Raw genomic sequence first — 20,573 nt, forward strand, 5'->3', positions numbered from 1 at the left:
AGCAACCGTTAGTGTTTAAAAATCTTTGCGAAGTCTTGTATATAAGTAATCGTTCTAATATAGACTGAATCATGGATGGTTGTTAAGTACCCGTCAGGCTGGACTTATATCAATATTCCCGCCACCAGGTACTTAAGCCATTGTCAAAAGGCGGGGCAAGTTCTGGGTGTTGCAGTCCCGGCCAGTAAACCATCGGCCAATAGGGGAGGTACCATTGAGGAATGACTGCATAGTGCCAGAGTACAATCCGGTCAATGGCCCGGGTGTAAAGAGTGAGCTCTTTACGGGTTGTTGCCATGATGGCGTTATCAATCATACGGTCCAGCGATTCGAGTTTAATGCCGGAAAGGTTTTGTCCCGCGTCACTGTCTGCGCTGGCGCTGCCCCAGAAATTTTTCAACTCGGTACCGGGGGTAATGCCTGGGTAAAAGCCGTGAATGATCATATCAAAATCAAACGTGCGGAGACGATTGATGTACCGCGAGGCATCTACGGTATTGATGCTGGCGGCAATACCCAGTTCACTGAGATTACGGACGAATGGAATCACAAAGCGTTCATGTTCAGGGTCAGTTAACAGAATTTCAAACTTTAGTGGTTGACCATGGGGATCAACAAGAGTTTTGTTGTTGTAGCGATAACCAGCTTCTTTCAGCCATTGGAAGGCCTGTGTCTTGTTGTTTCGCCAGTTGCCTGAACCGTCTGTGTGAACCGGCTCCCAGCGGGCGGTAAACAGCTTATCAGGAAGTTCATCTTGCCAGGGAGCCAGTAATGCCTTCTCTTTTTCAGAAGGAGGCCCATCAGCGGCAAGGTCTGAATTAGAGAAAAGACTGTAGGCCTGATAATACATCCCAAAAAACAGGTGTTGATTCATCCAGTTGAAATCCAGCGCCTGGGAAATGGCTTTTCTGACTTTTCGGTTGGCAAAAACCGGCTTTCTCAGATTGAATACAAACGCTCGCATGCCCAGACTTTTGTTATCTATTTTTTCCTGAATGAATTTTGCTTTGCCTGTCTGCGTTGGTTTATACGCCTGTGACCAGCTTCGGGGATTGGCATCAATGCGGAGGTCGTACTCTCCTTTTTTAAAGGCCTCAAGAGCAATGCCGTCATCCCGGTAGTAGTCGGTTCTGATAAGATCAAAATTATGTCGACCTTTGTTGACGGCCAGGTCAGCTGCCCAATAATCCGTAACACGTTCATAGGTAACAAAGCGTCCGGGACTGAACTCTTTTACCCGGTAAGGTCCACTGGACAGTGGGGGCTTCAGTGTCGCCTTGAAGAGATCACGCTCTGGCTGCTGCCAGTAGTGCGCTGGCAGCACCCTGAGTTGCGAAAGTCGAAGAATCAGACTTTTGGCTGGTGGCTCGGAAAAACTGAAACGAACAGACGTGGGAGATAGTGCCTCGACATTATCAATGATTCCATAAAGGTGCCTGTAATGAGGCGGACCACGTTTTTTCAGTGATTGGAAGGTATAGACAACATCTTCTGAGGTGATGGGGTGTCCATCATGAAACCGGGCATGGGGATTCAGATGGTATATGACCCATCGAAAATCCTCCGGATACTCAATTTGCCGGGCGATCAGGCCATAGACTGAATAGGGTTCATCACCGGCCTTGACCATCAACGGGTCATAAAGAAAGTAGCTGCCATCCGCCCAGTTGCCTTTTGGGGCAAACGTATTAAACGTATCAAAACTGCCGACAACGCCTTTTCTCAGGGTACCGCCTTTGGGGGCATTGGGGTTGGCATAGCCAAAGTGGGTAAAATTCTCAGGATATTGCAGCGAGTTATGAAAGCTCAGGCCATGGGCTTTGGTCGAATTGATACCAGCGGGGTTCGCGAAAGCATACACAGAGTAGATAAGACTGATAAATAGAAATCCATTTTTCAAAAAGTCAGTCATCCAGCGAGTTCCTTGCAATTAGCCACACTTATTGGTTTTTCTGATACCACCAGGTACTCAAATCCAGTGCATAGGGCGCAGGATTTTTCGGGTACTTCAGTTGCTGTTTGTGGACTATCAGCCAGTGGGGCTGGTACCACAGGGGCAGTACATAGTGGTTCCAGAGAATGATTCTATCCATGGATTTGACCAGCGTTAGCAGTTCCTCCCGGGAGTTGGCCCGGGGTATTTTCTCCGTCAGGCTATCAATGGATTTCAGCTTGATACCGGCAATATTTCTGGAGCCGTGCTGGTCAACGGTCGCTGAACCCCATAAGCTGGCCTGTTCTGTGCCGGGAGAGGGCGTGTGGGGAAAGGTGTACAGAACCATATCAAAGTCCTGGTTTCTGAGCCTTTCAACATATTGGGCAGCGTCTACGGTTCTTATATTCAGTCTGATCCCCATGCTTTCCAGTGTCTTTTGTACTGGAATAAAGATCCGTTCCTCTTCAGAAGAGGATAACAGGATTTCAAGCTCCAGCGGTTTGCCGTTCTGGTTCACCAGCTGGTTGTTGTTGATGGTCCAGCTGCTCTGCTTTAACAGCGATAGCGCTTTTCTTTTGCGATCCCGGCGGGTCATCCCGGGCTCATTCCCCGGTGGAGTCCATGCCTGATCCAATGCTTGTTTCGGAATTTCATGTTTCCATACTGAGAGCAATTCTGTTTCCTGTTCTGAAGGTTTTCCCGAAGCTCCCAGTTCTGTCCCGGCAAAAACGCTGTCTGCCCGATGGTACATACCATGGAATAGGTGTCGATTGATCCAGTCAAATTCGATGGCGTATCCCAGAGCTTCTCTGACCCCCGGCTCTGATAGAATCTCTCTTCTGGCGTTATAGGTGATGGTTAAGGTCTGCGGGTTATGATTGCTTAAAGATGTGCGAATTAATTGGTTTTTTTTCAGTGCTTCATCCCGTATCTGGTCGTGCCAGACGCGAGGGTCGCTGATGGTTTTGAGATCGTATTCTCCTTTCTGCAGTGCTTCTAAAAGGACATGGCTGTTTCGATAATATTCGTATTGAATGCGGTCAAAATTGTGTCTTCCCCGGTTAACGGGCAGATCTTTCCCCCAGTAGTTGTCGACCCTGGCAAAGGTTATTGAGCGGCCGGGCTCTATTTTAATCGGTTTATAGGGGCCACTGCTGACAGGAATCTCCATGCCGGGAGAAGAGAAATCACGGTTTGCCCAATAGTGTTTGGGAAGAATGGGCATTTGCCCCAGAATCAATGGCAGTTCCCGGTTATTGCTGTGCCTGAACACAAAAAGCACTCTGTGGCTGCTGGTGGCTTCTACCTTCTCGACATCCTGATAGAACTGTTTATAAAACGTTGACCCTTTTTCCCGGAGCAGGTCAAAACTGAACTTAACATCGTAAGCGGTGACGGGTTGACCATCATGGAATCGGGCCGCCGGGTTTATGGAAAAGGATGCCCAGGTGTTATCAGGGGCAAGTTCAATGCGCTCGGCAATCAGGCCGTATTTGGTCAGGGGCTCATCCCAGGATCTGGCCAGTAGTGTGTCATACATCATATAACTGCCAGCCGCGGCTGTGCCACGATCTATATAGGGGACAAGACTGTCAAAATGACCAATAACGCCCTGTTTCAGCTCACCACCTTTTGGTGCATCGGGATTAACATAGTTAAAGTGCCGGAAGCTCTCAGCATACCCGGGCTCACCATAAAGGCTGATGGCGTGTCTTAACCTGCTGTTCTGGTCGGCAGCGGACAGCATTGGACTGATACTCAAGACACAGATGATCAGCGGTGTTGTTAATCTGAAGACGGTAAACCCCATAGCCGTAATCCCGATGTCTGTTGTTAAAGACTTATCTTATTTTTGGGAGAGATGATCAAAGCTCAGGACCTTCCAGCAGAAAGCTATCAGGATAGCATCTGCCGGAAAGGTGGGGGAGTCAGAAGTTGCGGGTTACATTGACAAATAATGTGACCTGCTGGCCGGGGTGAATAAATTTGCCACTCATATCGCTGTTCCAATCTCTGATCTGGGCGACATTCACATTAAACTTTGAGGCAATTTTGGCCAGGGAGTCACCGGAACGGACTTTGTAGTGTACCTTTCTCACAACCGCATTTTGTGAATCCTGTTTCTTCCAGACCACCAGCTTCTGATTAATTCGCAGCGTATCTTTGGGAGACATATTGTTCCAACGAGCCAGCTCGTTAACACCAACCTCGTACTTTTGGGCAATCGTCCAGAAGCTGTCGCCAGACTTTACCAGGTACTCAACTTTGTAACGGCCATTCACCGAACGATCTTGCTTTGCTGCAAGGCGCTGGCTGGCACTGAGTGTGTAACTTTCTGCGGTTTTCGCGGCTACCGGGATCATCAGGCCCTGACCAATACGGATAATGGTTCCGCTGAGTTTATTGGCCTCGGTAATGACATTGACACTGGTCTGGTATTTCATGGCAATGGTGCTCAGGGTATCACCGGTACTGACTGTGTAGCGATCCCATTTTACCCGTTTCTCCGGCGGCAGGTTTGCCAGCTGAGTCCGGAAATGTTCAGCATGAGTGACTGGAACTACCAGGTGGTGAGGCCCCTCCGGTGGCGTTGACCAGCGGTTCAGCCCGGGGTTGAGTCGGTAGAGTTCTTCCAATTCGACCCCCGACAGTTTGGCTGCCTTGGCCATATCCAGCTGACCACTGGTATCTACCTTGGCGAAGTAGGGCTTATTGGGAATTTTGTTCAACTGGACGCCATGTTTGGATGGGTTTCGAACCACTTTACCAAGGGCGATCAGTTTCGGCACATAGGCCGTGGTTTCTCTGGGAAGGTCAAGTGCCCAGAAACGGGTAGATTTACCGAGCTTTTTGTTTTTCCGAACAGCCCGCTGTACCCGGCCGGGGCCAGAGTTAAACGCTGCCAGTGCCAGCTCCCAGTCGCCAAACCTGTTGTACAGGGTTTGCATATAGTCCAGTGCTGCACGGGTAGAATGTACCACATCCCGGCGACCGTCATACCACCAGTTCTGATGGAGGCCGTAGTGTTTACCCGTTGCCGGCATAAACTGCCAGAGCCCTGAAGCACCTGCATGAGAGTAAGCGAAAGGATCGAAGCTGCTCTCTACAATGGGCATCAGTGCCAGTTCCAGGGGAACATTTCTCGCTTCCGCTTCTTTGACAATAAAATAGAGATAGGGCTCTGAACGTTTGGAAATCTGGCTGAAGTAAGACTTGTGACGTTTATACCAGTTCAGTTCAGCCTGAATTCGCGGGTTATTCTGGTCAAGATCCATTGCCAGACCTGACTGAATGCGAACCCACAGGTCGTCGATGACCACCGGTTCTTTTTTTTCAGGCGTTATCTTCTCCGGTGTGGTGACCTCCGCTTTTTCCACAGAAGGCTTTTCAACAATAGGCCTGGTTTCTTTCTTGACCGTGGATGCCGAAGATGAGGGCGAGTTACTCACCAGCTGACAACCCGTCAGAAACAGCGAAAGGGCCAGCGTTGGCAGAGTCCGTCGGGGAGGGCCAAAAGTAAATCGCTGGCCTGTTAAGTAGGGGGCTTTGGTCATATATAGGGTTCTGAGTATTATCAGTTCATTATTTTACCACTATCAAAAATTATCCTTCCATGCTCGGATTACCCTTAGAACGTCGATGGGGCTGGCACTTGAGGACGGATCCCTGTCAGAGGCGGCTTGAATAACTTCCGGTTGATCTGATCTGAGGAACGGATTTGTGTCCAATTCCTTTCTCAGGGTTGAGGGCACGGTAGGCCGGTTTTCAGAGCGTAACTCAGCAACTTGCATAACCTGTTCCTGTAGCTTTCGGTTATTTGGCTCCACTGACCGGGCAAATTCAAGATTGGCCTGGGTGTATTCATGGGCACAGTAAATCCGTGTATGGCCAGGGAGTGAAGCCAGTCGGGACAGACTGCTGTACATCTGTTCTGCCGTCCCTTCAAATAATCGGCCGCAACCACCAACAAATAGAGTGTCTCCACAAAAAAGCGCTGGATTTTCATCCTCGCCGGAATCGGTAAAGTAAGCAATATGGTCCAGTGTGTGGCCGGGAGTGGCCAGAATTTTAAACTGGCAGGTGCTGAGCTCAACCGTATCATTATCACGCAAAGGGTGAGTGATTCCCTTGATGTCCGGGTTATCAGGACCGTAAACCGGAATATTTCTGTTGCGGGTCAGTTCAGCGACTCCGCCAATATGATCAAAGTGGTGGTGGGTAATGAGAATACCCACCAGATTGAGTTCATGATGATTCAGTGCCTGTTCAACTGGCCTGGCATCACCGGGATCAACCACAAAAACATCCCGGCTATCCGGTGAATGAAATATCCAGATGTAGTTGTCATTAAATGCGGGTATCGGAGATATAATCAGCATCGCCTTGAATGTCCTTTCTTTCATCCCTGTGATCATCGTTGATACTGCTGCACAGGGAAGATCAGTTTTGAGCCTGTATGTGCTATGAGGTTGTCCGGTTGAAGATGTTATAGCCGATATCTGCTGATGTCATAGAATAATATTTTCTGTATAAACTCGATCTTAACGAGGTTAACATGAACAGACCTGATGATGAAAAGTCTCTGGGATATTTATTGGTACAATAATTTGCATGATTCGACCATTTCAGAAAAGGACCAAAAGCAGTTTCTCTGACCGTATTGGAGGCTTGCGTCGCTGGCTGGATACCGACTCAGGAAGGTTACTGGTTGACTATGAAAAAAGTCTGCTGGAAAGAGAGTTAGGTACCATCTTTGGTTTCCATGCGGGGCAATACTCTGCCTCCTGGCATAAAGATCTGATGTTCAGCAGTCCGGTAAGAAGGCAGTTTATCCTCGGTTCCAGTCATCTTGCCGATTGCCCGAGACCACAGGTGATGGCTGATCCCCATTACTGGCCAGTGTTACCGGGAAGCCTGGATCTTGTTCTGTTGCAACACACGCTGGAAATTGTGGACAGCCCGCATCGCTTGCTCAGTGAGGCGGCGAATACCATTATACCGGACGGCAAGCTGATAATTATTGGCTTCAACCCCTACAGCATGACCAATATTGCCCGGTGGTGTGTACCAGGTCAGCGTCGTCTTCTCAGGGATGCTCACTTTATTCCGCCGTCACGGTTGAAAGACTGGCTTGCCCTGCTCAATTTCAATGTGGAAAGAATCGTTTATGGTGGCTATGTTCAACCGCTGAAACGTTTCTTTACCGGTTTGCGTGGTGATCTGATTGAACAAAGGCTGGAACAACTTCAGCTGCCGGTCGGTGGCTTTTATATGATGATTGCCACCCGCGAAACCCCCGGGCTGACCCCGGTAAGAAAGGTATGGTCCGATGTGCGCAGGCGTTTTGTCGGTCAGCCATTGACCCGCCCCAGTGCTGGTAGAACCAGTTCCGTTAAAGTAAACAAAGACTGGAGTTCTTTTGAGTCAGACAGTTGAAATTTTTACCGATGGTGCCTGTAAAGGAAACCCCGGGCCCGGTGGCTGGGGTGTGTTGCTCCGCTACGGCACTGTAGAGAAAGAGCTATTTGGCGGTGAGCCCGAAACCACCAATAACCGGATGGAACTTATGGCGGCGATAGAAGGGCTCAAGGCTCTGAAACGGCCCTGTTCAATTATTCTTACTACCGACTCCCAGTATGTCCGTAAAGGTATCACCGAATGGATGACCGGCTGGAAACGGAAAAACTGGAAAACAGCAGCGGGTCAGCCGGTGAAGAATCAGGATCTCTGGCAGCTGCTGGACCAACAGAATCAACGACACGATATCGATTGGCGATGGATCAAAGGCCATGCCGGTCATCGGGAAAATGAAATTGCTGACCGGCTGGCCTGTAAGGGTGCGGAAGCTTTCAAAAAGTAGACAGTCTTCTGGCCAATATTTGAGAACCGTTAACTATGCGACAGATTATTCTTGATACAGAAACCACCGGTATTGACCCTAAACAAGGGCACCGGGTTATTGAAATAGGCTGCGTGGAGATGATTGACCGGAAACTCACCGGTAACCATTACCATGCCTATATCAACCCGCAGCGGGTGGTAGAGCAGGAAGCCATCGAAGTTCACGGCATTACCAATGAGTTTCTGGCCGATAAGCCGGTGTTCAGTGCCATTGCCGATGAATTTCTCGAGTTTATTCGCGGAGCCGAGCTGGTTATTCATAACGCAGCGTTTGATGTTGGTTTTATCAACCATGAGTTTTCCCTGTTACGCCGGGGGTTCCCCAATGTAGAAGGCTGCTGTGGTGTGCTTGATACTCTGGCCCTTGCCAGAAAAAAACATCCGGGCCAGAAAAATAATCTGGATGCTTTATGTAAGCGGTATTTCATTGATAACTCTTCCCGAACCCTGCATGGCGCTTTGCTGGACTCTGAGATTCTGGCGGAAGTCTACCTTGCCATGACCGGCGGGCAGACGGCTCTTTCCCTTGGCAGCAGTGAGGATGGTGCTGGTGATTCGGAAGAGGGCAGTATTATCCGGCGACTGGCTGCAGGCAGGCCTGCGCTGCGAGTCATCTCTGTCAGTGATACTGAGTTGCAAAACCATCAAAACAAGCTGGAACAGATTCAAAAACAGTCGGGTAACTGCCTGTGGCTTGCTAACGATTAGTTCATAATTTTAATGTGTCTTCAGGGTATGGAAAGGAATCAAGGAGTTTACTTTGCCACTGGATCATGATCTTACCGATGTGATGGATGTGAACTATTCACCTTTGCAAGGCCTGCAACCTGAACTGATTGGCCAGTGCTGGCTGGTACTGTTTGAAGGACAGGTTGTTTTAAATGACGAAAGCACCGGAGAAAACTTCCTCTGGTACAGTCTCGACAAGTTTCAGCTGGCAATCAAACAACAGGCGATAGTCACCGGCTATTTTCATGGCAAGGCAGCAGGGATTGTTGAACTCACAAGTCTCACCGTTGAAACAGGTACTATAAGCATCAGGGCCTTACTGTCTGAGTCAGACTCAACGGTTTATAGTTTCCTTAGCCATGGCCTGCAGATCCTGACTTCACGCAGGGAACATGCCTTTTGTGGCTGTTGTGGTCATCAGATGCAGGAAAAAGTCGGAGAGTGGGCAATGGCTTGTGCCCAATGTGAGCACCATGCCTATCCGAGGATTTCTCCCTGTGTCATTGTCCTGGTGATCCGGGGGGAAGAAATGCTTCTGGTTCGACATCATCGCCATGGTAAAGCGTCAACCATGCATACGCTGGTGGCGGGTTTTGTCGAGCCCGGGGAGAGTGCCGAAGAGGCTGTGCATCGTGAGGTACTTGAGGAAACAGGCCTTACGCTGGGCAAACTCCATTACTGTTTCAGTCAGAGCTGGCCCTTTCCCCATTCATTAATGATGGGGTTTCATGGGGAGTACACAAGTGGTGAAATTGTCCTCGAAGAAAAGGAACTCAGCTTTGGCGGCTGGTTTCATCGGGATAATCCGCCAGAGCTGCCACCGGGTTTTACTATAGCCAGAAAGCTGGTGGATTTGTTTGTTTGATATTATCCAATCATAATTAAATGCTTATAAGAAACCTGAAATATTTGTGGCAAAGTTAATCATTGAGAAAGAATGAAACGCCAGAAAGATCACCGAGAATAGCGGAGATCTTTGCCTAACAAGAGGGGATTTCAGACCAATTTCGATTTCTTTAGCCTTACCAATTACCGAACCTATTACCTAAAGAGTCGAGGACCAGGCCGCCATCAGGTACCTGACCTCCCTGTGGTGTTGCAATCAGCACAAAGCCGTCGGAACAGGCGAAAAAATCTCCGTTACCGCCACAGGCAGCACTGATTGAATACCAGCCATCGTCTGATATAAATGGATTGGCTCCCAGGCCAAGATTCCTTAAATCGGCGGTGTATTGATGGTTATCAAGGAAAAACTGCTCCTGTCTTCCGGCAATGTCCAGCAGTGCTGTCTGTCCTTCGGCACGCCGACCATTCTGGATAGCGTTTTGGTAACTTGGCACAGCAATAGAGGCCAGTATGCCAACAATAACAACGGCGATAATTAGCTCGATAAGCGTAAAGCCTGAGGCTTTTCCCATGTTATTTTACTCCTGATGTATTGCTATTGTTCTATCCAGCCACTGCGATGCATACCGACTTCATTGACAGCACCGCTGTATCCGGTATTCAAATCGATCAGGTTCCTGTCTTTACCGAGGGAGCCATTGTCTTTACCGAGGGAGCCATTGTCTTTACCGAGGGAGAGAGTGTCTTTACCAAGGGAGACAATAGTGGCATCACCGGGCATCCCTACAACGGAAAATAAGGAAAACCGGTCATGTATCTCTTTATCATTATCATTGTCTACGTCCCGAATCGCCGAAGCAGTGTGAAGGTCCACCACATAAAAGCGGCTGGAACCGATACTGGGTGTGCAGATGTTGGCCCCCGGGGCAGAGGAGGGAGCGTAGGTGCTGTAGAGCAACTGACCGCTGTAAACATCGCCGGTGGTGGTTGTCTTTTCCCCCGAAGCGGAAAGGTTGATATACCAGCCGTTACTGCTATCCAGTAGCGACAAGCCATTAGCGGTTTGCTGATCAGTACCCTGCTGGATAAGGTTACGGCTGGCATCGTACAGACTGCTATGGGAAATAACGTTGGGTGGTGTTGTGCAGTCATTACAACTGCCAAAGCGGTTATAGAAAATATTGGTATCACGGATAACGTAGTAACGGTCAGTATTTGAAGTGGCCATGGGGTTGGCCCGGTTACCACTGCCCAGTACTACCGCATCATATGCACGTCCCCGGTAAGTGGTTCTCACCAGCTCCGGTTGGTACATAAAACGACGATCGTCGATACTATCCGGAGATGGGCGTATATCTGTCTCATCTGCCCCAAGCTCTGCCAGCTTGATCATGGACCACAGGGCAGTTTCAACATCGGGAGCATTGGCATCAGGATAAGCCTTACCGATATCGATTCTGAAAACATTGCCACCGGTATCTGCAAAGTAGACCCGGTCTGTAAGGCCGTCACCATTACTGTCCATGGGTGCGGGGGATGCCACCACACTCCATTTCAGATCACTGCTTTCGTACTGTATCGGGTTTGCTGTATCAATGGCGTCAGGGGCAGTAAACGATTGGATTAATGACCCTGACGAAGCGTCAACGAAGAACAGGCCCCGGCCATTTTGTGAATATTTCCTGACTTTATGAGAGTCACCCGCTGCGTCGATAAAATCTTCACCCTGGCGATCATCATCATTGGTTGAGTCATAACCGGCACCAAAGGCAAGAGCATATTTATAGTTGATTGAGCTGGTCGTTACCTTGCCTTCGGTGGTCGTCACCAACTCCCGATGGCCCGGTAAAATAACAGGTACCGGTGTTGACCAGCTTTGGCCAAGCTCGGTAAATCCGGGCATGGTATGGTCAATCCGCCAAAGCAGGGTAGGAGTGCCATCCGGATTGGAAACGTCAATGGCATAGTAACTGCTGCCACCCCGGCGCATGCCGAAATAGAGGATCATGCGATCACCATCGGTATGTTTGATATTGCCGTCTTTGTTATAGTCAAGGCGGATCACGCTTATCTGGCCATCAAGCCCGTAGGGGTGGCCTGCATCATCACGGTTTTCATAGAGCTTTGCTGCGTTACCGGCGGTTTCTCCGGCAAAGAATGACCAGTTCTCAACCACGTTATTCCCCTGATCCTCAATAAAATGCAGGACGCCATAGTTGGTGCCAAAAGCCAGTCGTATATCGGGATTATTTTCACTGTACTCAGTGCCGCTGCCATCAGTATCGCCATAATTCAGAGTTACTGGTCTTGAATGCAGAATATCACCCAGAACCCAGTCCAGCGTATTGCCACTGCTGTCCAGTCCTTTGACCCAGTTAATCAGATCTGTAGCGGTGAAGCTCTCATTACCGTCAAGATTAAAACGGCTCGTATCAATATTATCCAGTGAGCCAATTGACTCCTGATTTTGAGCATTAACCAAATTGGTATAAAACGTCCCCCTTGAGTTTAGAAGGGTTGCCCCTAATCCCCCACTGGCCACATCACTACCATCATCAACAGTTCCCCAATACGTGCTACGGCCATCGGCAATCCGATTGCTGCCATCATCCAGTGCCACATCACATCGCCGATCAATCACGGTACCTGGCACGTGATCATCCAAATCTGTACAGGCAGGACTTGAGTCATCCTTATAGATTTTCAATTTTTTCAGATTGCCTTTCCATCGAGCGGAGTCGGTTGGGAGGAACATGGCATAGTAAGCATTGTCCAGCGACTCAGTTCGCTTGAATGTATTTACGGCAACTGCAGGAGAAACGAAGGTGCTGGTTTGCTGGAGAATTTCTCCCAGGGCACCCTGGAATGCTGAAGCGATATCGTTTACGACCACACACCCGGTGTCAGCGTCTATATTGCTGCCAACGGTTGTATAGCAGACTCCGTTTCCTTTATCTGCGGTCTCGCGTAACAGAGGCTGATCTGTCGCAAAACCAATGGTGTAGGTAAATGCTTTTTGATTTCCGGTAGCAATATTACCATCAAGTCCACCTGGTCCTGGCTTTGCCAGATATTCGGCAAGCTTTGGCAGACAATTTTCACTTAACCCACCACTGTTATCAGCATAATTATCACAGCTGGTAATGGGTGTCAGGCCATCGATCAGCAACCGATTATCAGATTTGACTCTGCTATTTACCGCAAACTCAGCACTCGGCTCTCCATCGGTTACGTATATGATGTACAGGTTTTGACAGGGTTTAACCACTGGAATATCGCCATATTCACTGGTGGTTTTGTATCGGCTTCCAGGGATTTGTTCTACACTGGTGTCCCGGCTGCCGGTCAGTTGTCCTCGATATAATTCCCGCCCCATAAAAAAGTTAAGGACTTCGTAGTAGGCACCACAAAGAGGTGTTCCGCCTTCTGGATCAATATAATTCAGGTCATTCAGAATATTGCTGCTATCCGGACTTATTCGGCGTCTGATATAGCCCCCTCTGCCCCGATCACGGCCATTCAGAAAAGCAGCAAGGCCGAAGTCTACTCCGGGGTTATTATTGATAAGATCGGTAATTGCATTAACTGCCAGGTTAATCCGGGTTCCGGGAGGTTGGAATTCAGTCTGATTATACCAGTTAAGGTAATTGCCAGGGCAGGTTGCGCCAACAACTGTTCCGGATGTTCCGAAAAAATAAACTGGAGTACATGGGCTGCCATCAACTAATAACTCGTAATTCCAGTAAATGGTGTAGCGGCTACTGGGATTTCGGCTACCACCATAAATAATTGATGGGTTATAGGGGCGTTTGGGGATAGAAGGGGCATCATAGTCCATACTCCCGGATGTATCTAACAAGATCATCACCTGGGGCCTGGCATTATTGTTAATATTGGCACCAGTAAACAGTTCCGTATCGTCAGCATGGGCAGCAAGTTGATACTGCAAAAGTACAGCGACAAGTGCCGCAGATTTAATGCCTTGTAAAATCACTCTATGCCACATTATACGACCAAATTTGTTATTCATGTTTATGTTGAAACCAGAACTTTCTGGTACGGCCCCTGGCTGTTTCTATGGGCTTGCCGTTGCCACTATATTGCCGACATTGACATTCCAATCCCCGGTTGCTGAACCACCCTGTTCACCCAACATTACTTTATAGGTGTTCATGGCCAGGGAGGTGGCTATGCCTGACTGTGCACTGTTCGTTTGAATCTGGTAAAACTCAACGCTGTACTTACCAACGCCACTGGCATTCTCGCTGCGGGGTAACGTCTGGCTGGAAGCCTGATAGTGAATGCTTGGGCTGGGCGCTGTATTGTTGGCACCACAGGTATGTGCCAATTTCTCTGGCTCGTCCATGGTATCGTCAGGGTCGTATGGGTTATAGGGAGCCTGGTCCGCCCCACAGATGCCCCGGTCAAAACTGTCCATGCCCATAACAGCAATCTGGTTGAGCGTTGCCTGTGCCTGGTTGAACGTAATCAGCTTTATTTCCGCATTGGCGATCATGCGCGGTGACCGGCTGGACTGGTTTACCAGTGTGACAGCAATAGTGGTCAGCATCATCAGAAACAACAGGGAAACCATCAGAATCATACCGCCCTGTTTTGCTTTGAACTGTGTCATCCCCGGTCACCGATAGGTCTGGTTATAGAGAAAGATGGTGGTACTGGCTAAACGACGATTGCGGTTATCGCCATTGGGCTGAACAGTAATGTCGCCCATCTGGTAGGTGCGAAAATCTTCAAAGGCATTGATTTGATCGGTAGTGGCCAGCAGGTAAAGTTTGATGCTTTGTACGTCATTCCATTGTTGCTCTGTCCAGTTATTAGTGTTGGCCGGTGTTCCCTGATAGCGGTTTACCTGACCATCGCCATTATCATCAATGCCCAGAAATACGCGCATGGCTTCGATATTGTTGGCCAGTGTGGTTTCAACCAGGGCGTCATTGACAAGACGGGTCAGCCTCAGCTGATTATCCCGAAGATAAAACAGGCTGAACTGATATTCCCGAATCTCCTGGTCAGCGGAAATTAACGGGGCATTGGCAGAACGGAAAAGGTGGCCTTCCTGAGTATTGGCGACCAGGTAGTTGGTGTCTGCCACTGGATTGGTAACCACTTCGCCAATTGCTCCCCGGAACAGCAGCCAGTCAGAAGGGAGGCCATCATTGGCGGTATAGTCTCCGGGCTGCCCGGCAGCGCAGCCGAAAATATCGTTACTGGCCCGTCCGGCCATAAATGCGGGGGAAGGGGTCAGGGCTGCAGCAATGCCAGTGCAATCATCGCTAACCGCCAGGCCATTTTGATTGATGCTCTCTGGCGGCAAGCCATTGATATACCCTGCAGAGCGAAGGTCGCGGGAGATGATGGCCAGTGCTGTGCGGGCATTATCATTGAGAGTAATCATGGCACTGCTGTCACGCTGGGCGGTAAAGGTGTTGAGATAGAGAACGGCCACACCAGCCAGCAGAAATAGCGAAAGGGTGACAGCGACCATCAGTTCAACCAGGGTAAACCCCTGTTGTCTTTTATCACTGGCAATGGCCCGCGGGTTTTTTATCATGACTTTCCTCACATCCATGTACTGCACCTAACCGATGGTGGTTTGTATCACCATGACCCGACGAAGATCATTATCCACTGTGGAGCGATAGCCTGCATCTGCGTCTCCGCAGGTAACCGCTGCCCTGGTATCGGGGCGGGTAAATTTTCCCCGCCAGACAATCGTCAGGGTCACATCGGTATTATTGATGTTGATGCATGCCCGTGGTGAAATGAGACCACCTGCTCCTGTGTCTGCAGCAGTCTGCACCTCATTACCAAAGAGAGCCGCTCCCCACTGCCAGAGGTCAAAGGCGGCTGTTTGCGCGGGTGTACAGTTAGAATTCGCCCCGTCGCACAGGGTTGCTGGCAGGGCTGGTGCGGCAGCAATATCGCCGTTGTAGCTGGCCAGCCCGGAATTATTGGCATTAATACGGGCTAACAGATCCTCAGCCAGTTGTAAGGCAATGGATCGTTGTTGTACTTCAACAATATTCTTTCGTGACTCAACCACGAGACCGGCAATGCCTAACAATCCCACTGATATGATGATCATGGCCACCAGCACTTCAATCATGGTAAAGCCGTTATTTCTGTTCATCACTTGTTTCCTGGGCATTGCCGGTATCTGTCTCAAGCTGTTCCTGAACCTTTCCAGTTATCAATAGTGATGTAGCGCCACCACCATCAATACTCAATATTGCAGTATCAGAAGCCCTGGCATCATTGATGGAAACATTGGCACCAGTGAAAAGTCCCCTTGCATCAAAGCTAAACTGTGCTGCAGTTGAATTGATCGCGGTACCGGAAAGGGGAGGGAGTTGCATTATGTCGACACCATTGGCGGTTACCGTGCCATTATTTCCAGCCCAGCCATTATCCGGTGAGATAATAACATCAGTACCACGGGTGATCGCTTCTGAGCGGGCAAATGCCAGGATACTCTGTATCTCTTCAGCATGACTGCGGACCCGATTATTGGCAATACTCTCGGTAAGGGAGGGGTAAGCAATAGACGACAGAATACTTATAACGGTCAGGGTGATGATCAATTCTACCAAAGTAAAGCCAGCAGAATTTTCAGGTATGAACTCTCTTATCTTTTCATCCATTTTTTTCATCGATGGTGCTGATGGCGTTATTGTTATTATTAAAAGTCAGTGATTGTATATCTTTTCTCACCTGATTTCTCACGTCATTCGGGATAAACGGTAGCTATTTTTGGATAAATGGCAATTAATTTCCCGATATGAGGGGGTTTCGACAATAAAAAAGCCAACCATGAAATTATCCAGGGCTGGCTTTTTGTGATGATCTATCAGGAGACAACTTTTTTTCACAAACAGTTAACAGACAGTCGTCTATTAGTTAGGAAAATAGGCACCAAGCTTGGTAGCCAGCATCATGTTTCCTTCAGCACGCAACTTACCCATCATAAACGCCTGCATGCCATCAATTTCTCCTGACATCACACCGGACATGGTTTCACTGTCCATAATCAGTGTTACGCTTGGGTCGTCATGGGTGCCAGCAACAATATCCAGAGACCCATCTTTAATGATCAGATGGTAGGCATCAGCATCTTCAATATCAAACTGGAAAATCTCATCGACGCCCGCTGCTGCATCGGTATTAAAGCGGCTTTTCATGGACTCAATGATTTCGGCAGGAGTGCTCATATTTTCTTTATCCTTCTTCTTAACATTAAGCATTTCTGGTTAGACAAAACGGATGTTATGGGTATTTACCGAATGTGTCAATGAAATTCAAACGCTTGTATGAATCTCTAACGGTAACAATTTCCGGCACCCATCACTTTTTTATAGTCCCCGCCAATGATAAATCAGTTATCATATAGGCCATTTTGATATTGGAACTCACAAGCCTTTCTAAGGAGGTCCCTTTGGAGTATCTGGCAGACTTTATTTTGTTTTTGGCCAAAACGTTTACCCTGATTGGTGGTGTGGTGATTTTAGTGGCTCTGGTGACAGCAATAGGTCAGAAAGCCAGAAAAATGCACAAGGGACATCTTGAGATTACTCGTCTTAATGAACACTACGAGCACCTTCAGGCGGATTTGAAACATGCCTTGCTGGATAAGGCTGAGCTGAAAAAAGAAGCCAAAGAGCAGAAGGAAAAGGCGAAGCTGGAGAAAAAAGCCAAAAAAAATAAAGAGTGTGAGGAAGAGGGTAAACCAAGAGTTTTCATACTGGATTTTCATGGCGATATTAAAGCCTCAGCGGTCAAATCGCTGAGGGAAGAGATTACGGCAGTTCTTTCTCTCGCAGATAAAGAGCGGGACGAAGTGGTGATCCGGCTGGAAAGTGGTGGCGGTCTGGTTCATTCCTATGGTTTGGCTGCATCCCAGCTGAAGCGAATCCGCGATAAAGGAATTAAGTTGACGGTCACCGTCGATAAAGTGGCTGCCAGTGGTGGCTATATGATGGCCTGTGTTGCCAATCATATTGTTGCAGCACCTTTTGCGGTACTGGGCTCTATTGGCGTAATGGCACAGTTGCCCAATGTTCACCGTCTTTTGAAAAAGCATGATGTGGATATTGAGTTACACACTGCCGGTGAGTTCAAGCGCACTTTGACCGTTCTTGGGCAAAATACCGAAAAAGGACGGCAGAAATTTATCCAGGATATGGAAGATACACATCTGCTATTCAAGGATTTTGTCAAGACCGAGCGGGAAGTTGTTGATATTGATCAGGTTTCAACCGGTGAAATCTGGTATGGTCAGAAAGCCCTGACGCTCAACCTTATTGATGAGATCAGCACCAGTGATGAGTATATCTACCGGAGGGTCGATGAGGTTGTTCTGGTACAGGTTGAGTATGTAATGAAAAAAGGCGTTGCCGACAAACTGGGGATGGCGGCTGAGTCAGCCCTGGATAACACCTTAATGAAGTGGTGGGGACGGTTTAACACCAGTCGCTTCTTTTCTTAGCAGCACCCGGTTCTTCAGGTATTCATCATTTTTGTTCTTATCTGAGCTGATTAAATTTGAACTATAGATCTAAATAGCAGTCAAATGTTCTATCAGTTATTCAAATGGACAATAATAATGAACCCTGTTGAAGCATCAGTAGCGACTGGTTACCATCATAATCAGTCGCATAATGACAATAATGTCGGTGAGACTAAGCATTGGACGCAGTCCAGAACCGTTCGGGCAGTTGCCGGGGTGGCCGTTTTAGCTTTAGGAGGGCTTGCGGGCCTGGCTGTTTCTTTGTTTGCCAGCCCCCTGGCTGCGATTATTGCCGCTGGTGCTGTAACTGCAGTACTTGGGGTGTGTGTCATTGGGTATTTTTACCACCATAGGGGTGGAAACAGCACAACGACACCACCTGATATACAGTCGCCAGAGCCTATCTCAGCGGATACAGTTAGTCCTGAAGCTCCCATTCAGCCATCTCCATCCACTGCTTCATATATTCCACCATCGTCACCGCCGCCATCCACTGCTTCCTATGCTCCTCCATCGCCACCGACGCCATCCACTGCTTCGTATGTTCCACCATCGGCAGCGACCCCATCCACTGCTCCTTATGTAGACCCGCCAAGGTTTGCAAATTATGCTTCTTATGTGCCATCGGCACCACCTCCATACTCCGCCTTTGCTGAGCCTCCTGCTTCAGCAGGGACTGCGGCCGCGCATGTGCCTCCAGTAACATCAAATCCCCTTCCTGCCGAGCCTCCCCCGGCCTACACGCCACTACCGGAATTCGTTGTAGAAGACCCTTTTGAGCCGCCACCAGCTTATAAAATAGTGGGGCCAGAGGAATGTATACAGATGCAGGAAACAAATGTGGATGCTTTGTTGAGGCAGCATGGGGAAACTATTTATCGAAGTAGTCGAGACGGTAATTGCCTGTACGATTCAGCAGCCCACCAGTGCCCGGAAATAGCCAGAGATGCAACAGATCTTCGACAACAGGTTGCCCGTTTTGCAAGAGAATGGCAGCAGCGCTATCCAGATGGCAACAGCAATTTTTCACCCATCGAGGCACGAGCCTATGCGAGATTACAAGGTGATGTTGGTTATGACGCTGGCAATACCTCCATAACTAATGGACTTGACGAAATAGCCGCTCCGGGATGTTTTTCAGACCATATAGATACTTTTTTTCTGGCACAGGTTGCCAAAATGCCAGTCATTGTCATAGATATTAATAACAATGTGACTCTTGCTGTCGATAAACATGGTCGATCCATTGATTGGCTTGATGCTTATGACAGTAGCCTGGTTCCCCGCAGAAAAATTCTCCTGGTGATTGATGGCCCACACTTTATGGGACGGCAGATGGCGCGGAATTAATTATTCTGCTCCATATCCGTGTTAATCCCTTCTCAAGCGTTCTGACAGGGCAATAGGGGATTCAAAGCGGAATACGACGATGTAGGAAGATACCAGCAGTGAGAGTATCGCTGTTGCCTGGATAATATGCGCTGAAATCTCACCAATCAGATTCTGTCCGCTGGCAAAAGCCGCTATCAGTATTGAAAACTCACTGGTCTGACCTAATCGAAAGCCGACTTCCCAGGCTGTGGACCGATTCTCACTGACCTTGCGCAGCAGAAAACCAAAAACCACCGGCTTGATCAGGATAACAGCCCCAGTCATCACCGTTGCCGGGAAAAGTACCTGGCCAATCAAGTCAAGATTGAAGCTGGCTCCGATAGAAAAGAAGAACAGCACCAGGAAAAAATCTCGTAACGGTTTAAGATTGATGGCTATATATTGGGCGATTGGACTGGTGGCAATACTGATACCGGCAATAAAGGCACCAATTTCATAGGAGAGGTTCAGGCTATGAGCTAACTCCGCAAAGCCAAGACACCAGCCCAGGGCCATCAAAAACAGATATTCATGAAAACGGTCAAAGCGGACCATCAATGGCAGCAGCAGGTATTTAACCAGCATAATAGCGGTGAAGATCAAGGCTGGCAGGGCAATAAAGGCCATGATGAGTTCGTTGTAGTTGGCACTATGCGACGGATTCAGGTTATAAAGCAGCAGGAGCGCAATAATGGCCATCAAATCCTGCAGAAGCAGCAGGCTGACCATGATCTCACCGGTATGTCTGTGATGCAGCACGGTGGTTGGCAAAAGTTTAATGCCGATGATTGTGCTGGAAAACATCATGGTTGCTCCAATGATGATCGCCTCGTTCTGGGGAAGACCAAATGTCAACCCGAGTCCATAGCCCGTCAGGGCAAAGAGAAATGAGCTCAGTAGGCCAACGGTAGCCGTTTTCCTGAGCAGATGGGCAAGGTGACTTGGTTGCATGTCCAGCCCGAGAAGGAACAGCAAAAAGATGATGCCAACATGGGCAATATCATTGAGCAGATTGGTGTCATTAACCACTTCCAGTCCAAACGGACCGAGTATGGCACCGAGGGCTATATAGGCTACCAGCAGGGGCTGACGTGTGAACAAGGCTCCGGTGGCGAGAATCGCTGCCCCGGTGAAAATCAGAAAAAAAGAGAAGAGCAGGGAACCGCTTTCCATCATTCAGGCTCATTCTTGGATTATTTATGGAAAGGACAGTATAACCAACAGTTTGGTTTTCGTGCAGAAGAAGGGGAAAATCTCTTCCAAATA

General features: G+C 48.7%; 19 protein-coding genes. 6 read left to right on the plus strand and 13 right to left on the minus strand.

Annotated features, from left to right (window positions below; genetic code table 11):
• Positions 1-109: 109 nt before the first annotated feature.
• The 4 genes from ACO6V1_RS00195 to gloB all read right to left on the minus strand — a co-directional run bounded on the left by ACO6V1_RS00195 (position 110) and on the right by gloB (position 6,315).
• Positions 110-1,912: an extracellular solute-binding protein gene (locus ACO6V1_RS00195; protein ID WP_422465361.1), complete on the minus strand. Its 1,803-nt coding sequence runs from the start codon at positions 1,910-1,912 to the stop codon at positions 110-112.
• A 28-nt stretch (positions 1,913-1,940) separates the two neighbouring features.
• Positions 1,941-3,746: an extracellular solute-binding protein gene (locus tag ACO6V1_RS00200; protein WP_422465363.1), complete on the minus strand. Its 1,806-nt coding sequence runs from the start codon at positions 3,744-3,746 to the stop codon at positions 1,941-1,943.
• 118 nt (positions 3,747-3,864) lie between these two features.
• Positions 3,865-5,490 (minus strand): LysM peptidoglycan-binding domain-containing protein, encoded by a 1,626-nt coding sequence (locus tag ACO6V1_RS00205; protein ID WP_422465365.1) that lies wholly within the window; start codon positions 5,488-5,490, stop codon positions 3,865-3,867.
• Positions 5,491-5,532: 42 nt separating this feature from the next.
• Complete coding sequence (gloB, locus tag ACO6V1_RS00210; RefSeq protein WP_422459202.1) at positions 5,533-6,315, minus strand: hydroxyacylglutathione hydrolase; 783 nt, start codon at positions 6,313-6,315, stop codon at positions 5,533-5,535.
• A 232-nt stretch (positions 6,316-6,547) separates the two neighbouring features.
• On the opposite strand from gloB, the gene ACO6V1_RS00215 reads away from it, so the two are divergent.
• From ACO6V1_RS00215 to nudC, 4 genes are read left to right on the plus strand one after another with little or no spacing between them, the layout of a single operon-like run.
• Positions 6,548-7,372 carry a methyltransferase domain-containing protein gene (locus tag ACO6V1_RS00215; protein ID WP_422459200.1) on the plus strand — a complete coding sequence of 275 codons (825 nt, stop codon included), beginning with the start codon at positions 6,548-6,550 and terminating at the stop codon, positions 7,370-7,372.
• Positions 7,356-7,796: a ribonuclease HI gene (rnhA, locus tag ACO6V1_RS00220; RefSeq protein ID WP_101745800.1), complete on the plus strand. Its 441-nt coding sequence runs from the start codon at positions 7,356-7,358 to the stop codon at positions 7,794-7,796. Before ACO6V1_RS00215 ends, rnhA begins: the two co-directional genes overlap by 17 nt.
• 35 nt (positions 7,797-7,831) lie before the next feature.
• Positions 7,832-8,545, plus strand: a complete 714-nt coding sequence (dnaQ, locus tag ACO6V1_RS00225) for a DNA polymerase III subunit epsilon (protein WP_422444870.1) — start codon at positions 7,832-7,834, stop codon at positions 8,543-8,545.
• A gap of 52 nt (positions 8,546-8,597) precedes the next feature.
• A complete protein-coding gene (nudC, locus tag ACO6V1_RS00230) occupies positions 8,598-9,431 on the plus strand; it encodes an NAD(+) diphosphatase (RefSeq protein WP_422465367.1) in 834 nt (277 codons plus the stop codon).
• Between the two features lie 157 nt (positions 9,432-9,588).
• Here nudC and ACO6V1_RS00235 read toward each other — a convergent pair whose 3' ends face one another.
• The 7 genes from ACO6V1_RS00235 to ACO6V1_RS00265 all read right to left on the minus strand — a co-directional run bounded on the left by ACO6V1_RS00235 (position 9,589) and on the right by ACO6V1_RS00265 (position 16,641).
• Positions 9,589-9,984 carry a type IV pilin protein gene (locus ACO6V1_RS00235; RefSeq protein ID WP_422444874.1) on the minus strand — a complete coding sequence of 132 codons (396 nt, stop codon included), beginning with the start codon at positions 9,982-9,984 and terminating at the stop codon, positions 9,589-9,591.
• A gap of 23 nt (positions 9,985-10,007) precedes the next feature.
• Positions 10,008-13,442, minus strand: a complete 3,435-nt coding sequence (locus ACO6V1_RS00240; protein ID WP_422465369.1) for a pilus assembly protein — start codon at positions 13,440-13,442, stop codon at positions 10,008-10,010.
• A gap of 45 nt (positions 13,443-13,487) precedes the next feature.
• The gene (locus tag ACO6V1_RS00245; RefSeq protein ID WP_422459193.1) at positions 13,488-14,045 is read right to left on the minus strand and encodes a hypothetical protein; all 558 of its coding nucleotides are present in this window, start codon (positions 14,043-14,045) and stop codon (positions 13,488-13,490) included.
• Between the two features lie 6 nt (positions 14,046-14,051).
• A complete protein-coding gene (locus tag ACO6V1_RS00250; RefSeq protein WP_422444880.1) occupies positions 14,052-14,984 on the minus strand; it encodes a PilW family protein in 933 nt (310 codons plus the stop codon).
• A 27-nt stretch (positions 14,985-15,011) separates the two neighbouring features.
• Entirely contained in the window at positions 15,012-15,563 is a 552-nt protein-coding gene (gene pilV / locus ACO6V1_RS00255) for a type IV pilus modification protein PilV (RefSeq protein WP_422444882.1), read from the minus strand.
• Positions 15,550-16,083, minus strand: coding sequence for a GspH/FimT family pseudopilin (locus ACO6V1_RS00260; RefSeq protein WP_422465371.1), 534 nt, complete (start codon positions 16,081-16,083; stop codon positions 15,550-15,552). The genes pilV and ACO6V1_RS00260 overlap by 14 nt, the downstream gene beginning before the upstream one ends.
• Before the next feature lie 243 nt (positions 16,084-16,326).
• On the minus strand, positions 16,327-16,641 hold the full coding sequence (locus ACO6V1_RS00265) for an SCP2 sterol-binding domain-containing protein (RefSeq protein WP_422444886.1): 315 nt from the start codon (positions 16,639-16,641) through the stop codon (positions 16,327-16,329).
• Between the two features lie 224 nt (positions 16,642-16,865).
• Between ACO6V1_RS00265 and sohB the strand changes: the two genes are divergently transcribed.
• The gene (gene sohB, locus ACO6V1_RS00270) at positions 16,866-17,915 is read left to right on the plus strand and encodes a protease SohB (protein ID WP_101745810.1); all 1,050 of its coding nucleotides are present in this window, start codon (positions 16,866-16,868) and stop codon (positions 17,913-17,915) included.
• A gap of 439 nt (positions 17,916-18,354) precedes the next feature.
• On the opposite strand, the gene ACO6V1_RS00275 is transcribed toward sohB, so the two are convergent.
• On the minus strand, positions 18,355-18,642 hold the full coding sequence (locus tag ACO6V1_RS00275; protein ID WP_422444888.1) for a hypothetical protein: 288 nt from the start codon (positions 18,640-18,642) through the stop codon (positions 18,355-18,357).
• Positions 18,643-18,761: 119 nt separating this feature from the next.
• On the opposite strand from ACO6V1_RS00275, the gene ACO6V1_RS00280 reads away from it, so the two are divergent.
• The gene (locus ACO6V1_RS00280) at positions 18,762-19,286 is read left to right on the plus strand and encodes an OTU domain-containing protein (RefSeq protein ID WP_422444890.1); all 525 of its coding nucleotides are present in this window, start codon (positions 18,762-18,764) and stop codon (positions 19,284-19,286) included.
• Positions 19,287-19,307: 21 nt separating this feature from the next.
• Here ACO6V1_RS00280 and ACO6V1_RS00285 read toward each other — a convergent pair whose 3' ends face one another.
• On the minus strand, positions 19,308-20,480 hold the full coding sequence (locus tag ACO6V1_RS00285) for a cation:proton antiporter (RefSeq protein ID WP_422446123.1): 1,173 nt from the start codon (positions 20,478-20,480) through the stop codon (positions 19,308-19,310).
• Positions 20,481-20,573 lie beyond the last annotated feature (93 nt).

It is taken from the genome of Endozoicomonas sp. ALC013 (assembly GCF_049310205.1).
Taxonomy (GTDB): domain Bacteria; phylum Pseudomonadota; class Gammaproteobacteria; order Pseudomonadales; family Endozoicomonadaceae; genus Endozoicomonas.

Bases quoted from the DNA above. Each gene is read 5' to 3' on its own strand.
- ACO6V1_RS00195 (WP_422465361.1), bottom strand. From the start codon at position 1,912: ATGACTGACTTTTTGAAAAATGGATTTCTATTTATCAGTCTTATCTAC.
- ACO6V1_RS00200 (WP_422465363.1), bottom strand. From the start codon at position 3,746: ATGGGGTTTACCGTCTTCAGATTAACAACACCGCTGATCATCTGTGTC.
- ACO6V1_RS00205 (WP_422465365.1), bottom strand. From the start codon at position 5,490: ATGACCAAAGCCCCCTACTTAACAGGCCAGCGATTTACTTTTGGCCCT.
- gloB (WP_422459202.1), bottom strand. From the start codon at position 6,315: ATGCTGATTATATCTCCGATACCCGCATTTAATGACAACTACATCTGG.
- ACO6V1_RS00215 (WP_422459200.1), top strand. From the start codon at position 6,548: ATGATTCGACCATTTCAGAAAAGGACCAAAAGCAGTTTCTCTGACCGT.
- dnaQ (WP_422444870.1), top strand. From the start codon at position 7,832: ATGCGACAGATTATTCTTGATACAGAAACCACCGGTATTGACCCTAAA.
- ACO6V1_RS00235 (WP_422444874.1), bottom strand. From the start codon at position 9,984: ATGGGAAAAGCCTCAGGCTTTACGCTTATCGAGCTAATTATCGCCGTT.
- ACO6V1_RS00240 (WP_422465369.1), bottom strand. From the start codon at position 13,442: ATGAATAACAAATTTGGTCGTATAATGTGGCATAGAGTGATTTTACAA.
- ACO6V1_RS00245 (WP_422459193.1), bottom strand. From the start codon at position 14,045: ATGACACAGTTCAAAGCAAAACAGGGCGGTATGATTCTGATGGTTTCC.
- ACO6V1_RS00250 (WP_422444880.1), bottom strand. From the start codon at position 14,984: ATGATAAAAAACCCGCGGGCCATTGCCAGTGATAAAAGACAACAGGGG.
- pilV (WP_422444882.1), bottom strand. From the start codon at position 15,563: ATGAACAGAAATAACGGCTTTACCATGATTGAAGTGCTGGTGGCCATG.
- ACO6V1_RS00260 (WP_422465371.1), bottom strand. From the start codon at position 16,083: ATGAAAAAAATGGATGAAAAGATAAGAGAGTTCATACCTGAAAATTCT.
- ACO6V1_RS00265 (WP_422444886.1), bottom strand. From the start codon at position 16,641: ATGAGCACTCCTGCCGAAATCATTGAGTCCATGAAAAGCCGCTTTAAT.
- ACO6V1_RS00275 (WP_422444888.1), bottom strand. From the start codon at position 18,642: ATGTTACTGGAGGCACATGCGCGGCCGCAGTCCCTGCTGAAGCAGGAG.
- ACO6V1_RS00280 (WP_422444890.1), top strand. From the start codon at position 18,762: ATGCAGGAAACAAATGTGGATGCTTTGTTGAGGCAGCATGGGGAAACT.
- ACO6V1_RS00285 (WP_422446123.1), bottom strand. From the start codon at position 20,480: ATGGAAAGCGGTTCCCTGCTCTTCTCTTTTTTTCTGATTTTCACCGGG.